Annotated in this window: 12 protein-coding genes; all 12 read right to left on the bottom strand. The window is 66.5% G+C overall.

Annotated features, from left to right (window positions below; all coding sequences use genetic code 11):
• Position 1: 1 nt before the first annotated feature.
• Positions 2-940, bottom strand: coding sequence for a glutathione S-transferase family protein (locus ACAM54_RS12530; RefSeq protein ID WP_369650882.1), 939 nt, complete (start codon positions 938-940; stop codon positions 2-4).
• Between the two features lie 35 nt (positions 941-975).
• On the bottom strand, positions 976-2,616 hold the full coding sequence (locus ACAM54_RS12525; RefSeq protein ID WP_369650881.1) for an isovaleryl-CoA dehydrogenase: 1,641 nt from the start codon (positions 2,614-2,616) through the stop codon (positions 976-978).
• Positions 2,617-2,710: 94 nt separating this feature from the next.
• Positions 2,711-3,727: an NADP-dependent oxidoreductase gene (locus tag ACAM54_RS12520; RefSeq protein WP_369650880.1), complete on the bottom strand. Its 1,017-nt coding sequence runs from the start codon at positions 3,725-3,727 to the stop codon at positions 2,711-2,713.
• Between the two features lie 22 nt (positions 3,728-3,749).
• Positions 3,750-4,211 (bottom strand): PaaI family thioesterase, encoded by a 462-nt coding sequence (locus tag ACAM54_RS12515; RefSeq protein WP_192324634.1) that lies wholly within the window; start codon positions 4,209-4,211, stop codon positions 3,750-3,752.
• 1 nt (position 4,212) lies between these two features.
• Positions 4,213-5,007 carry an SDR family oxidoreductase gene (locus tag ACAM54_RS12510; protein ID WP_369650879.1) on the bottom strand — a complete coding sequence of 265 codons (795 nt, stop codon included), beginning with the start codon at positions 5,005-5,007 and terminating at the stop codon, positions 4,213-4,215.
• Positions 5,008-5,038: 31 nt separating this feature from the next.
• On the bottom strand, positions 5,039-5,341 hold the full coding sequence (locus ACAM54_RS12505) for a Dabb family protein (RefSeq protein WP_369650878.1): 303 nt from the start codon (positions 5,339-5,341) through the stop codon (positions 5,039-5,041).
• A gap of 15 nt (positions 5,342-5,356) precedes the next feature.
• A complete protein-coding gene (locus tag ACAM54_RS12500) occupies positions 5,357-5,593 on the bottom strand; it encodes a hypothetical protein (RefSeq protein WP_192324630.1) in 237 nt (78 codons plus the stop codon).
• Between the two features lie 2 nt (positions 5,594-5,595).
• Positions 5,596-7,449: an acyl-CoA dehydrogenase gene (locus ACAM54_RS12495; protein WP_369650877.1), complete on the bottom strand. Its 1,854-nt coding sequence runs from the start codon at positions 7,447-7,449 to the stop codon at positions 5,596-5,598.
• A gap of 146 nt (positions 7,450-7,595) precedes the next feature.
• A complete protein-coding gene (locus ACAM54_RS12490) occupies positions 7,596-8,771 on the bottom strand; it encodes an acetyl-CoA C-acyltransferase (RefSeq protein ID WP_369650876.1) in 1,176 nt (391 codons plus the stop codon).
• A gap of 43 nt (positions 8,772-8,814) precedes the next feature.
• Positions 8,815-10,290 carry a M20 family peptidase gene (locus ACAM54_RS12485; protein WP_369650875.1) on the bottom strand — a complete coding sequence of 492 codons (1,476 nt, stop codon included), beginning with the start codon at positions 10,288-10,290 and terminating at the stop codon, positions 8,815-8,817.
• Positions 10,291-10,313: 23 nt separating this feature from the next.
• Positions 10,314-12,419, bottom strand: a complete 2,106-nt coding sequence (locus ACAM54_RS12480) for a 3-hydroxyacyl-CoA dehydrogenase NAD-binding domain-containing protein (RefSeq protein ID WP_369650874.1) — start codon at positions 12,417-12,419, stop codon at positions 10,314-10,316.
• A 153-nt stretch (positions 12,420-12,572) separates the two neighbouring features.
• Complete coding sequence (locus ACAM54_RS12475; protein WP_369650873.1) at positions 12,573-13,268, bottom strand: ABC transporter ATP-binding protein; 696 nt, start codon at positions 13,266-13,268, stop codon at positions 12,573-12,575.
• Between the last annotated feature and the right edge of the window lie 134 nt (positions 13,269-13,402).

Here is a 13,402-nt window from a genome sequence, read left to right as displayed (position 1 = left end):
TTCAGGCTTCGGCTTGCTTCAGCACGTAGCCGATGCGTGGAAAGTGCACGTGCACCGTGCCGACGCGCTCGTGGCTGCGCTCCAGCGTGTAGTGCGTGCGCGTGGCGGCCACCAGCGTGCCGGGCGTTTCCTCCAGGCCGAAACTCTCGGCCCGGACGGTGGCCGCACTGCCCAGCGCAATGCCATGGTCGTCCTGGAAGGTGCTGTCGGTCAGCAGCGTGTGCGGCGTGGCGGCCTTGGCGATGGCGATGGCTTCGTCCGAGCTGGATTTTTCGATGCTGCCATGGCCGATCGCGGCCATGCGCTCCATCCAGTCGATGACCGCGGGCGTGAGGTCGAGGATGCCGCGCACCGAGTCGATGCGGCGCGTGTACCAGAGCGGGTGATAGACCGAGAAGTCGGTGATGCACGGCACCTCGCCCAGCAGGTAGGGCTTGTCGTCGAGCATGTCGGACAGGCGGCGCAGGTACGACTTGTAGGCACTGGTGGCGTCGGCCGGACGCAGCCGCGTCATGTTGCCCGTGCTCATCTTCGCGCGGTCTTCGCCGAAGGCCCTGGCGGCCTCGGGCGGCGCCTTGGCGAAGATCTCGGCCGCGCCCCGGGGCTGCATGCTCCAGGCCATGGCGGCCCAGAACAGGGTGGTGTCGGCCCACTGCGCGAGGATGCGCGACATGCCTTTTTCAGGCTCGGGGTAGAGCGTGGCTTCGGGCTGCAGGTGCTCGAGCACGTCGGCGATCAGCGCGCTGTCGCAGTAGATGTCGGCGCCGATCTGCAGGAACGGCGTCTTGCGGTAGCCGCCCGTGAGCACCTCCACGTCGGGCTTGGGCATGATGGGCGGAATGAGCACCGATTTCCACGGCAGCTTCTTGGCGCCGAGGATGAGCCGCACCTTCTCGGAGAACGGCGAGGTGTTGTAGTGGTGCAGGATGAGTTCGGCCATGTGCTGGTTTCCCGTGGATGAGTGTGTTGCCGAGCTCAGCGCGGCTGCGCACGCCCGATGATCGAATCGAAATCGGTGCCCGCACCCAGCGTGCCGAACACGTTGCCCCAGTCGCCGCCCAGCCGCGATGCGCAGAAGGCGCCCACGACGGCCGGCGGTGCGGTCTGCGCGAGTAACGCCGCTTGCACGGCCAGGGCCACGTCCTGCGCGAGGCGTCGCGCCTCGGCCTCGGAAGCCATGGCCTCGATGCGTGCCGGCAGCGCGTCGGCCAGACGGTCGAGCGCCGCATGCTGGCCGCGCGCGGGCGCCAGCTCCTTGGCCAATGCGGCCACCGCATCGCCCTTGCGCAGGCCCCGCAGCAGGTCGAGCGCCATGATGTTGCCTGCGCCTTCCCAGATCGAGTTGAGCGGCATCTCGCGGTAGATGCGCGCCATGATGCCTTCGCCGCCCTCTTCCACATAGCCGTTGCCGCCAAGGCATTCCATGGCCTCTTGCGCAAAGTGGCTGCCGCGCTTGCAGATCCAGAACTTGGCGACCGGCGTGAGCAGGCGTGCCATCAGGCGCTCGTGCTCGTCGGCCTGCCGGTCGAAGGCCCGCGCGAGGCGGATGGCCAGCGCGGTCGAGGCTTCGCTCTCCAGGGCCAGGTCAGCCAGCACGTTCTTCATGAGCGGCTGCCCGATCAGCGGTTTGCCGAAGGCCATGCGCTGGCTCGCATGGTTGAGCGCGATGCTCAGCGCCTGCCGCATCAGGCCGCTGGTGCCCAGCGCGCAGTCGAGCCGGGTCATGGTGCCCATCTCGAGGATCTGCGGAATGCCGCGACCCTCTTCGCCCACGAGCCACGCGCTGGCGCCGTGGAACTCGACCTCGGAACTGGCGTTGGCCTTGTTGCCGAGCTTGTCCTTCAGGCGCTGGATGTGGATGGCGTTGCGCGTGCCGTCGGGCAGCACGCGCGGCAGGAAGAAGCAGCTCAGGCCGGCCGGCGCCTGGGCCAACACCAGGAAGGCATCGCACATCGGCGCCGAGAAGAACCACTTGTGGCCGGTGATCGCGTAGCGCTCGCCCCAGGCGTCGCCAGCCTCGCGCACGGCGCGCGTGGTGTTGGCGCGCACGTCGGAGCCGCCCTGCTTCTCGGTCATGCCCATGCCCATGGTCACGCCAGGCTTGTCCTTGAACGAAGCGAGCGCGGGGTCGTACCAGAGGCTGCCGAGCTTCGGGCCCCAGTCGGCGTACACGGCGGCATTGCCGCGCAATGCGGGCGTGGCGGCGTAGGTCATGGAGACCGGGCAAAGGATCGACGGCTCCAGCTCGGTGAAAAGCATGAAGCCGGCCGCGCGCAGCAGGTGCGGCGAGGCCGAGGTGCCTGTCCAGGGCGTGCCGTGCAGGCCTGCGCCCACGGCGGCGGCCATGAGCACGTGATAGCTCGGATGGAACTCCACCTCGTCGATGCGCCGGCCGAAGCGGTCGTGCGTGTGCAGTTCGGGCGGGTGGATGTTGGCGAGCCGCGCATGCGCCTGCATCTCGGCCGAGCCGATGGCCGCACCCAGTTCGTTCAGCTGCGCGAGCTGAAGAGATGGCGCATTGAACTTCAGCGCATCGCGCAGGGGCCGGTTGGTTTCGAACAGGTTGTAGCCCACCAGCGGCTCGGGCTGGTTGAATACCTCGTGCGTCGAATTCATTCGAATACCTCCGTGCTTCGCACTGCGGTGCACGCTGGCTTGGGGCGGCCCGGCGCGGCGCGCATACCGGCCTCCTTGCCGTGCGTTCAATTCATCAGATCAGTTTGACCAGTTGCTTGCCGAAATTCTTGCCCTTGAGCAAACCCAGGAAGGCCTCAGGGGCAGCCTCGATGCCTTGCGCCACCGACTCGCGCGGCCTGAGCTTGCCGCTGGCCACCAGCGCACCGAGTTCGGCCAGCGCCTCGGGCCACACCTCCATGTGCTCGCTCACGATGAAGCCCTCGATCTTCATGCGGTTGATGAGGATCAGCGCCGGGTTCGCAAGCGGCAGCGGCTGCCCGTCGTAGCCCGCGATCATTCCGCACAGCGCCACGCGCGAGAAGGCGTTGGCGCGCAGCAGCACGGCGTCGAAGATGTAGCCGCCCACGTTCTCGAAGTAGCCGTCGATGCCGTTCGGGCAGGCCTCCTTGAGCGCGGCGCTCATGCTCTTGACGTCGGGGTGCTGGCGGTAGTCGATGCAGGCGTCGAATCCGAGCTCGTCGGTCACGTACTTGCACTTGTCCGGGCCGCCCGCAATGCCCACCACGCGGCAGCCGCGCGCCTTGGCCAATGCACCGAAGGCGCTGCCCACCGCCCCGCTGGCCGCCGTGACGACCATCGTCTCGCCGGCCTTCGGCGCAATGATCTTCACGAGGCCATACCAGGCCGTGACGCCCGGCATGCCGACCGCGCCCAGGTAGTGCGACAGCGGCACCTGCGTGGTGTCGACCTTCTTGAGCGCGCCGGGCTGCGAGGCATCGACCACGCTGTATTCCTGCCAGCCGCCGAAGCCCACCACCTTGTCGCCAACGGCGTACTTGGGGTGCTTGCTCTCGACCACTTCGCCGGCGGTGCCGCCCTGCATGACCTGGCCCACGGGCTGCGGCTGGGCGTAGCTCTTGGAATCGTTCATGCGCCCGCGCATGTACGGGTCGAGGCTCATGTAGTGGTGGCGCACCAGCACCTGGTTGTCCTTGAGCGCGGGCGTCTCGGCGGTCACGAGCTTGAAGTTGCTGGCAACGGCTTCGCCGTCGGGGCGGTTGTCGAGGTGGATCTGCTTGTTGGTGGGCATGGGTGTCTCCGGGGGAATGCAATCAATCGGTGGAAGGCGGGCGCATCGCGTTGGCGCTCGCGGGGCCTGTGGGCAGCCGGCGCTTCACGTACTTGAAGGTGCCGGTGGCATGCGCGCACACGCGCTCCAGTTCGTCGTAGATCCTGGCCTCGGTGAAGGCCAGCGTCGCGGTGCGGTGGATCAGCGTGCCGCGCGCATGCAGAGGCCCGACCGAAGGCTGCATGAAGCTGGTCTTCATCTCGATGGTGACCACGCCCGTCTCGGGCGCCACGCTGCGCGCCGCGGCCGCCATGGTGATGTCGAGCAGCGTCATGCAGGCGCCGCCGTGCGTCACGTCGAAGGTGTTGAGGTGTTCGGGCTTGGCGGTGTAGATGATCTCGGACTCGCCGCCCTCGAATTTCGTGAGCTCGAAGCCCAGGTGGCGCGCGAACGGGATCTGGCTCGTGTAGGAGCGGATGTTGATGTCGTTGGAATCTTCAGCCATTTCAAGCACCGAGGACCACGCTCACGCCACCATCCACAGCCAGCCACTGCCCCGTGATGTGCTTGCCGGCATCGCTCGCGTACAGCAGCGTGATGCCCTTCAGGTCTTCCTCGTCGCCCAGGCGCCCGAGCGGCGCATGCGAGGCCATCTTTTCCTCGCCCAGCGACTTGATGAGGCCGGCGGCCATCTTGGTCATGAAGAAGCCCGGGCAGATTGCGTTCACGTTGATGTTGTACTTGCCCCATTCGGCGGCCAGCGTGCGCGTGAAGCCGATCACCGCCGTCTTCGAGGTGTTGTAGGCCAGCGTCTGCATCTCGGGCGGGTTGCCGTTGAGGCCCGCGATCGAGGCGATGTTGATGATGCGGCCCGTCTTCTTCGGGATCATGTAGCCGTTGGCCACATGCTGCGACAGCATGAAATAGCCGCGCACGTTGAGGTTCATCACCTTGTCCCAGGCCTCGACCGGATGGCTCTCGGCCGGCGCGCCCCAGCTGGCGCCCGCGTTGTTCACGAGGATGTCGATCGCGCCCATGCGCTGCAGTGTCTCGTCGGCCAGGCGGCGCGTGTCTTCTTCCTTCGAGCAGTCGGCGGCGATCCAGCGCGCGTCGATGCCGGCCGATTGCAGTTCGGCCGCGGCCTGCTCCAGGTCGTCGGCCTTGCGCGAACTCAGCATGATCTTCGCGCCGGCCTCGCCGAGCGCATGCGCCATCTGCAGGCCCAGGCCGCGCGAGCCGCCGGTGATGAGGGCGGTCTTGCCGCCGAGGTCGAACAGCTTTTGGATGGTGCGGGCGGTCATGGGAAAGTCTCCGTTGTTCGGTCTGGAATGTTCAGGCGATGTAGTCCATGCACTGGCGCGCTTCGCGCACGGCGCCGATGAAGGGCTTCAGCGCCACGTGCTGCGGATGGTCCGCATAGGCCGCGAGCGCGGCCGCGTCGGTGAATTCCGAATACAGGACCAGGTCGTAGGTGGCTTCGAGCCCGGGCTGGGCAATGGCCACCTCGAAACGCAGCGTGCCGGGCGACAGCCTGGCGCAGGCATCGAGCAGCGCCTTGGCCTTGAGAAGGTTGGTCGCCTTGTCGGCGCCTTCGGCATGTTCCTTGAACTTCCACATCACGATGTGCTTGAGCATGGTTTGTCTTTGCGGTTATTTGTCGTTGAGGCGCGAGCGCACGTAGATCAGCACGACGCCCACCAGCGCGACCACGGCGCCGGGCACGGCCATCGACCAGCCGAGCGCCGGCTCGGTGCGGCCCGTGGCAATGCCGAGAATCATGAAAAGCAGGCCGCCGTAGATCAGGATCCAGATCCACTTCTCGAGCCGCGCGTGCGGCTTCGGCGGCTTGGCGGGGTTGGGCGTGTTGTTGGGGGCGGCGTTGGCCATTGTCAAAAAGCGTCCTCGGGCAGTGCTGTACAGGTAGGGTCGCGGCTCTCGACCACGTTGAGCCAGGCACCGATTTTCGGCAGCTCGTAGTGGAAGAAGTAGTCCGTGGCGCCTATCTTGCCAGCTGTTACCGCCCTCGCCTTGTCCGCATCGATTTCAAGCGCCCGCCGCGCCACGTCCAGCCAGATCCAGGCCAGCACGGTATGGCCGAAGGCCTGCATGTAGGGCACGGCGTTGGCCAGCGCATCGGCCGGGTCGCCGGTGGACCAGGCGGCCTCGGTGGCGCCGACTATGCGCTGCCATGCGGCCTCCAGCGCCTTGGCATGCGCCGCGAGCCCGGGCCCCTTGGCGGCGCGGCCGATGGTTTCGGCGATGCGCCCGCCCAGCAGTTGCAGGCCGCGGCCCTTTTCCATCAGCACCTTGCGGCCCAGCAGGTCGGCCGCCTGGATGCCGTGCGTGCCTTCGTGGATCATGTTCAGGCGGTTGTCGCGCCAGTACTGCTCCACCGGAAAATCGCGCGTGTAGCCGTATCCGCCATGCACCTGGATGGCCAGCGAATTGGCTTCCAGGCACCACTCGCTGGGCCAGCTCTTGGCAATGGGCGTGAGCACCTCCAGCAGCAGGCGCGCGCCGTCGGCAGCCTGCGCCTCGCCGGTCTTCTGCTCGTCGACCAGCCGCGCGCAGTACAGTTCCAGCGCCAGCGCGCCTTCGCAGTAGGCCTTCTGCGCAAGCAGCATGCGACGCACGTCGGCATGCTCGATGATGCGCACCTGCGGGCTGGCCGAGTCCTTCGCGACCGCCGTGCCGGGCTGCTCCGCCTTCTTCACGAGCCGGCCCTGCGGCCGGGTCTTCGCGTAGTCGAGCGAGGCGTGGTAGCCGGCCATGCCCAGCATGGTGGCGGCCGTGCCGACGCCGATGCGCGCCTCGTTCATCATGTGGAACATGCAGTGCAGTCCCTTGCCCGGCTCGCCGACCAGGTAGCCCACCGCGCCGGCCTTGCCGCCGACCGGGTACTTTCCCTCGCCGAAGTTCAGCAGCGTGTTGGTGGTGCCGCGCCAGCCCAGCTTGTGGTTGAGGCCTGCCAATGCGACGTCGTTGCGCTCGCCGGTCAGCTCGCCTCGGGTATTCACCATGCGCTTCGGCACGATGAACAGCGAGATTCCGCGCGTGCCCGGCACCAGCTTGCCATTCGCGTCCGGAATCTTCGCGAGCACGATGTGCACGATGTTCTCGGTCAGTTCATGGTCGCCCGCCGAGATCCACATCTTGTTGCCCGTGAGCCGGTAGCGCGGCCCGAGCGGATCGCTCTGGTAGTCGTCGCCATCGGGCACGGCGCGCGTGGCCACGTCGCTCAGCGACGAGCCGGCCTGCGGCTCGGACAGGCACATGGTGCCGGCCCAGCGGCCCGAGAACTCGTTCTTGGCGAACACATCCTTCTGCATCCCGGTGCCGTGCACCATCAGCAGGTTGGCGTTGCCGCTGGTGAGCATGTTCGAGCCGATGCTGACCGAGGCCATTGCGAAGAAGCTGTTGGCCGCGGCCTGCAGCGTGTAGGGCAGCTGCATGCCGCCGATGTCGTAGTCCTGCGCCGCGCTCATCATTCCCGATTCGACAAAGGCCCTGTGCGCATCGTGCGTGGCCTGCGGCAGCACGACCTTCTCGCCATCGAAGTGCGGCTCCTGCGTGTCGACGATGCGATTGGCCGGCGCGTACTTCTCGCGCGCAATGCGCTCGCAGGTGTCGAGCACCGCGTCGAAGGTTTCGCGCGAATGGTCGGCAAAGCGTTCGCGCTGGCTCAGCAATTCTGCGTCGAGCCAATCGTAGAGCAGGAAGTCGAGGGTGGGACGAAGGCTCATGGCTGATCTCGGTGTGAATGAACGCGGGTTCTTCGCCAGGAACACCGCGGAACCGGCTCAGCCGGGCCGCTGGTGTTGCCCCCGGAAGGGGGTGGGCGGAGGCAATACGCACGCAGTGTGGCAATGCGCCGCAGACTGGCGGAGAGTCAGATGATTTCGAACACGCCCGCAGCGCCCATGCCGCCGCCGATGCACATCGTGACCAGCACCTTCTTCGCGCCGCGGCGCTTGCCTTCGATGAGCGCATGGCCGGTCAGGCGCTGGCCGCTCACGCCGTAGGGGTGGCCCACGGCAATGGCGCCGCCGTCCACGTTCAGGCGGTCGCCCGGAATGCCGAGCTTGTCGCGGCAGTAGATCACCTGCACGGCGAAGGCTTCGTTGAGTTCCCACAGGTCGATGTCGTCGACCGTGAGGCCCAGGCGCTTGAGCACCTTCGGAATCGCGAACACCGGGCCGATGCCCATTTCGTCGGGCTCGCAGCCGGCCACGGCAAAGCCGAGGAAGCGGCCGAGCGGCTTCAGGCCTTTTTGCTGCGCGTACTTCTCGTCGACCACCACGCAGGCGCCGCCGCCGTCGGAGAACTGGCTGGCATTGCCGGCCGAGATCAGGCCGCCGGGCAGCGCCGGGCGAATGCCGCTGATGCCTTCCTTGGTGGTGCCGGGGCGGATGCCTTCGTCGTTCTCGACGGTCACTTCCTTGGTGCGCAGGCCCATCACCGGGTCGGCCACGCCGGCCAGCACGGTGATCGGCGCGATCTCGTCCTTGAAGCGGCCGGCTTCGAGCGCGGCGGTGGCCTTCTGCTGGCTGGCGGCGCCGTATTCGTCCATGGCGTCGCGGCCGATGTTGTAGCGCTTGGCCACCTGCTCGGCCGTCTGCAGCATGTTCCAGTAGATCTCGGGCTTGTGCTTCACGAGCCAGGGGTCGGCCAGCATGTGCTTGTTGGCTTCGTTCTGCACGCAGGAGATGCTCTCGACGCCGCCGGCCACGTACACCTCGCCCTCGCCCGCGATGATGCGCTGCGCGGCGGTGGCGATGGTCTGCAGGCCCGACGAGCAGAAGCGGTTGATCGTCATGCCCGAGGTGGTGACCGGGCAGCCGGCGCGCAGCGCGATCTGGCGCGCGATGTTGGAGCCGGTGGCGCCCTCGGGCGTGGCGCAGCCCATGATCACGTCGTCGACTTCGGCGGCTTCGATGCCGGCGCGCGAGATGGCGTGCTGAACGGCGTGGCCGCCGAGCGTGGCGCCGTGCGTCATGTTGAAAGCACCCTTCCAGCTCTTCGCGAGCGGCGTGCGGGCGGTGGAAACGATGACGGCGCTGGTCATGGTGAGGTCCTTTGAAGATGGAAGGGAAAGAGGGTTGTGGTCGTCATTGCGCCGGCGCGGCGTTGCCGTTGCGCAGGAGCTGGTGATAGAAGCCGATCATCTCGCCGTAGTTGGCGATGGAGACGCGCTCGTTGTTGCCGTGGAAACGCGCGAGGTCCTCGCCCTTCATGCGCAGCGGCGAGAAACGAAAGACCGCGTCGCTCACCAGACTGAAGTGGCGCGAGTCGGTGGCGGCCGTCATGAGGCCGGGGGCCACCACCACATCGGGAAACGACTGGCGCACCGCCTGCTGGATTGCGCGGTAGCCCGTGCTATCGGTCGGCGAGACGGGCGATGGCTCCGAGTTGCCTGGATAGCGCTTGATCTTGATCTCGTCGTTGCCCAGACTCTTGCGCAGATGCGCTTCCACGCTGTCGATGGTGTCGCCCGGCAGGATGCGGAAGTTGACCGCCGCCTCGGCGCGGCCGGGCAGCACGTTGTCCTTGTTGCCGGCGCGCACGATGGTGAGCGCCGTGGTCGTGCGCAGCATCGCGTTGCTGCTCGGGCTTTTCTCGAGCTGGCCGCGCACCAGCGGTTCGGTGAGCCACAGGTTGGAGAGCATCACGCGGTTCACGCCGCTCATCTCGGGCGCGAGCGCACCGAACATCTGCGCGGCCACGCCCTTGATGCCGCCGGGCATCGGGTTGGCTTCGAGCCGCGCGAGCGCCGCGCTCATGCTGCCGATGGCGCTGTGCTGCGGCGGCATCGACGAATGGCCGGGCGCGGTGTCGAGCGAAAGAAAGAAGGTGCCGTAGCCCTTCTCGGCCAGGCCGATGAGCGCCGCCGGTTTCGACAGGCCGGGCAGCACGCCGTCGAGGATCAGCAGGCCCTCGTCGAGCACCCAGTCCAGGCGCACGTTGTGCGACTTGAGCAGCTCGGCAATCGGCTGCGCGCCGCGCAGGCCGCTCACCTCCTCGTCGTCGCCCATCACTAGGTAGACGGTCTGCCTCGGCTGGAAGCCGCTTGCGACCAGCAGCTCGATGGCTTCCATCTGCGCGAACAGGTTGCTCTTGTTGTCGAGCGTGCCGCGGCCCCAGACGAAGCCGTCCTTGATCTCGCCCGCGAAGGGGTCGACCGTCCAGGCCTTCTCGGTGCCCGGCGCGATGGGCACCATGTCCTGGTGCGCCATGAGCGCGACGGGCCTGGCCTGCGGATCGCTGCCGGCCCAGGTGTAGAGCAGTGCCCTGTTGCCGACCACTTCCTTCTTGAGGGTCGCGTGGAGCCTGGGGAACTGCTGCGCGAGGTAGGCATGCATCTTGTCGAACTCGGCCAGGTTCGCGGCCGGGTCGTCGAGGCTGGACACCGTGCGGAACGTGATCGCCGTGGACAGCCGCTTCGCGGCCGCCTGCAGGTCGATGTCCAGCTTGGGTGCGGGCGCCACCGCCAGCTGCTGCGATGGCGTGGTCCAGGTCTTGGCCGCCACGGCCGCCGCCAGTGCCAGCAGCACCAGCAGCAGCCCGAGGAAGATGCGTTTCAACATGGGCGGCCGGAGTCCCTTCGCGATCAGCTGAACTGCTTGCCTTCGGCCACCAGCTTCTGGATCAGCGGCGCGGGCTGCCAGAACTCGGCGTCGTCGCGCGGGTTCTTGGCGAAACGCTTCATGGTTTCGGCCACGTTGTACAGGCCGAGCTGCGATGCGTAGTGCATCGGGCCGCCGCGCCAGATCGGGAAGCCATAGCCGGTGAGGTACACCATGTCGATGTCGCCGGACTTCGACGCGATGCCGTCCTCCAGGATGTGTGCGCCTTCGTTGACCAGCGCATAGACCAGGCGCTGCACGATCTCTTCATCGGAGATCTTGCGCGGCGTGATGCCCAATTCCTTGCGGTGGTCCTCGATCATCTTGTTGACGAGTTCCGACGGAATCGCGTCGCGCTTGCCGGCCTGGTAGTCGTACCAGCCTGCGCCGGTCTTCTGGCCGAAGCGGCCCAGTTCGCAGAGCTTGTCGGCCGTGCGGCTGTACTTCATGTCCGGATGCTCCACGGCGCGGCGCTTACGAATCGCCCAGCCGATGTCGTTGCCGGCCAGGTCGCCCATGCGGAACGGACCCATCGCAAAGCCGAACTTCTCGATCGCCTTGTCGACCTGCTGCGGCGTGGCGCCCTCGTCCAGCAGGAAGCCCGCCTGGCGCGAGTACTGCTCGATCATGCGGTTGCCGATGAAGCCGTCGCACACGCCCGAGACCACGGCCGTCTTCTTGATCTTCTTGCCGATGTCCATCACGGTGGCCAGCACGTCCTTGGCCGTTTCCTTGCCGCGCACCACCTCGAGCAGCTTCATCACGTTGGCCGGGCTGAAGAAGTGCATGCCGACCACGTCCTGCGGACGCTGGGTGAAGGCGGCGATCTTGTCGACGTCGAGCGTCGAGGTGTTGGAAGCCAGGATGGCGCCCTTCTTGGCCACGCGGTCGAGTTCCTTGAACACCTTTTCCTTCACGCCGAGTTCCTCGAACACGGCTTCGATGATCAGGTCGGCATCCTTCAGGTCGTTGTAGTCGAGCGTGGTGCTCAAAAGCGCCATGCGCTGCTCGTACTTGTCCTGCTTGAGCTTGCCCTTCTTGACCTGGGATTCGTAGTTCTTTCGGATGGTCGCAATGCCGCGGTCGAGCGCTTCCTGCTTCATCTCGAGGATCTTCACGGGAATGCCCGCATTCAAAAAGTTCATCGAGATGCCACCGCCCATGGTGCCGGCGCCGATCACGCCCACCGACTTGATCTCGCGCTTGGGCGTATCCTCGGGCACGTCGGGAATCTTGGAGGCGGCGCGCTCGGCCATGAACAGGTGGCGCAGCGCCAGCGATTCGGGCGTGAACATCAGCGCGGTGAAGATCCGGCGCTCCTCGGCCATGCCTTCGTCGAACTTCATCTTCGTCGCGGCCTGAACGGCATCGACGCACTTGAGCGGCGCAGGGTAGTTCTTCGACATGCCGCCGACCATGTTCTTCGCGAACTGGAAGTAGGCATCGCCCTGCGGGTGCTTGCACGGCAGGTTGCGCACCAGCGGCAATGCGTCGCCGGTCTTGCCCGCGACGCTCTTGGCGAAGGCAACGGCTTCCTCGAACACCGACTCGGGCGAGGCCGCGAGCTTGTCGAACAGCTTCTGGCCCGGCAGGCTCGCGAGCAGTTCGCTCTTCACGGGCTCGCCGCTCACGATCATGTTCAGGGCGGTCTCCACACCGAGCACGCGCGGCAGGCGCTGCGTGCCGCCGGCGCCGGGAATCAGGCCCAGCTTGACCTCGGGCAGCGCAATGCTCGTGCCGGGAGCCGCCACGCGGTAGTGGCAGCCGAGCGCCAGCTCAAGCCCGCCGCCCATGCACACCGAATGGATGGCCGCGACGATCGGCTTCGGCGAAGCCTCGAGCGCAAGGATCACGCTCAGCAAGTTGGGCTCCTGCAGCGCCTTGGGCGTGCCGAATTCCTTGATGTCCGCGCCACCCGAGAACGCCTTGCCGGCACCGGTGATGACGATGGCCTTGACGGCATCATCGGCATTGGCCTTCGCGAGCCCATCGGTGATGCCGATGCGGGTCGAGAAACCGAGACCGTTGACCGGCGGGTTGGTCAGTGTGATCACGGCGACATCGCCGAGCACTTTGTATTCAGCCGTCATGCTGCGTTCCTTGGTGTGTGAAGAAAAAGAAGAAAAAGCACGAGTGTTCTTTTTCGAGAGGATTCTAGGCGTTTCGCGTGGCCCAACAATGGCACGCAGTCGCTGTCGGGACAAGAGGATCCGGGGCGCGGCCCGGATCCCTGGAGGGCTTCTTCAGACCTCCAGCCACTCTTTGCGAGTGGCGGCATCGGCGCGCAGGCTGTCGGGGGTTCCATCGAACACGATGCTGCCGTGGCCCATGACGAGCGCGCGGTCCGAGATCTGCATGGCGATGGTCAGCTTCTGTTCGATCAGCAGCACCGAGATGCCCTTGTCCTTGAGCGTCTTCAGGTACTGCCCCACCAGCTCGACGATCTTGGGCGCGAGGCCTTCGGTGGGCTCGTCGATGATGATCAGGTCGGGGTCGCCCATCAAGGTGCGGCACAGCGTGAGCATCTGCTGCTCGCCGCCCGAGAGCACGCCGGCCTCGGTGTGCTGGCGCTCCTTCAGGCGCGGGAACATGCCGTACATGTCGTCGAAGGACCAGCGGCTGCCCTTGCCCGATCCTTTCTGGCCCAAGAGCAGGTTCTGGTGCACCGTGAGCTTGGGAAAGATGTCGCGGTTCTCGGGCACGTAGCCGATGCCCAGGTGCGCAATTTCGTAGGCCTTCCGGCGCAGGATGTCCTGGTCCTTCCAGCGCAGCGTGCCCTCGGCATGCACCAGGCCCATGATGGCCTTGGCGGTGGTCGAGCGGCCCGAGCCGTTGCGGCCCAGCAGCGCGACGATTTCGCCGGCCCCGACGTTGAAGGAAACGCCATGCAGCACATGGCTCTTGCCGTAGTAGGCGTGGATGTCGTGAAGCTTCAGCATGTCATTTGCTCCGCGGCGGCTTGTGTTTCAGGTTGCTTGTTCTTGTTCGGGGCGCTGTTGTTCAGAGCGCGTGCACAGGACACCGGGTACTCCCCTCCGCGAATGTCCTCCGGCCTTCGGCCTCCCCCATTATT

It is taken from the genome of Variovorax sp. V93 (genome assembly GCF_041154485.1).
Classification (GTDB): Bacteria; Pseudomonadota; Gammaproteobacteria; order Burkholderiales; family Burkholderiaceae_C; genus Variovorax; species Variovorax beijingensis_A.
The sequence above is the reverse complement of the archived record's forward strand: the minus strand, read 5'-3'. Positions and strand labels throughout refer to the sequence as shown.

What these genes read in the sequence shown, in the direction of transcription:
- ACAM54_RS12515 (WP_192324634.1), bottom strand. Translation starts at nt 4,211, where the DNA reads ATGGCTGAAGATTCCAACGACATCAACATCCGCTCCTACACGAGCCAG.
- ACAM54_RS12520 (WP_369650880.1), bottom strand. Translation starts at nt 3,727, where the DNA reads ATGCCCACCAACAAGCAGATCCACCTCGACAACCGCCCCGACGGCGAA.
- ACAM54_RS12495 (WP_369650877.1), bottom strand. Translation starts at nt 7,449, where the DNA reads ATGAGCCTTCGTCCCACCCTCGACTTCCTGCTCTACGATTGGCTCGAC.
- ACAM54_RS12475 (WP_369650873.1), bottom strand. Translation starts at nt 13,268, where the DNA reads ATGCTGAAGCTTCACGACATCCACGCCTACTACGGCAAGAGCCATGTG.
- ACAM54_RS12500 (WP_192324630.1), bottom strand. Translation starts at nt 5,593, where the DNA reads ATGGCCAACGCCGCCCCCAACAACACGCCCAACCCCGCCAAGCCGCCG.
- ACAM54_RS12485 (WP_369650875.1), bottom strand. Translation starts at nt 10,290, where the DNA reads ATGTTGAAACGCATCTTCCTCGGGCTGCTGCTGGTGCTGCTGGCACTG.
- ACAM54_RS12525 (WP_369650881.1), bottom strand. Translation starts at nt 2,616, where the DNA reads ATGAATTCGACGCACGAGGTATTCAACCAGCCCGAGCCGCTGGTGGGC.
- ACAM54_RS12490 (WP_369650876.1), bottom strand. Translation starts at nt 8,771, where the DNA reads ATGACCAGCGCCGTCATCGTTTCCACCGCCCGCACGCCGCTCGCGAAG.
- ACAM54_RS12530 (WP_369650882.1), bottom strand. Translation starts at nt 940, where the DNA reads ATGGCCGAACTCATCCTGCACCACTACAACACCTCGCCGTTCTCCGAG.
- ACAM54_RS12505 (WP_369650878.1), bottom strand. Translation starts at nt 5,341, where the DNA reads ATGCTCAAGCACATCGTGATGTGGAAGTTCAAGGAACATGCCGAAGGC.
- ACAM54_RS12480 (WP_369650874.1), bottom strand. Translation starts at nt 12,419, where the DNA reads ATGACGGCTGAATACAAAGTGCTCGGCGATGTCGCCGTGATCACACTG.
- ACAM54_RS12510 (WP_369650879.1), bottom strand. Translation starts at nt 5,007, where the DNA reads ATGACCGCCCGCACCATCCAAAAGCTGTTCGACCTCGGCGGCAAGACC.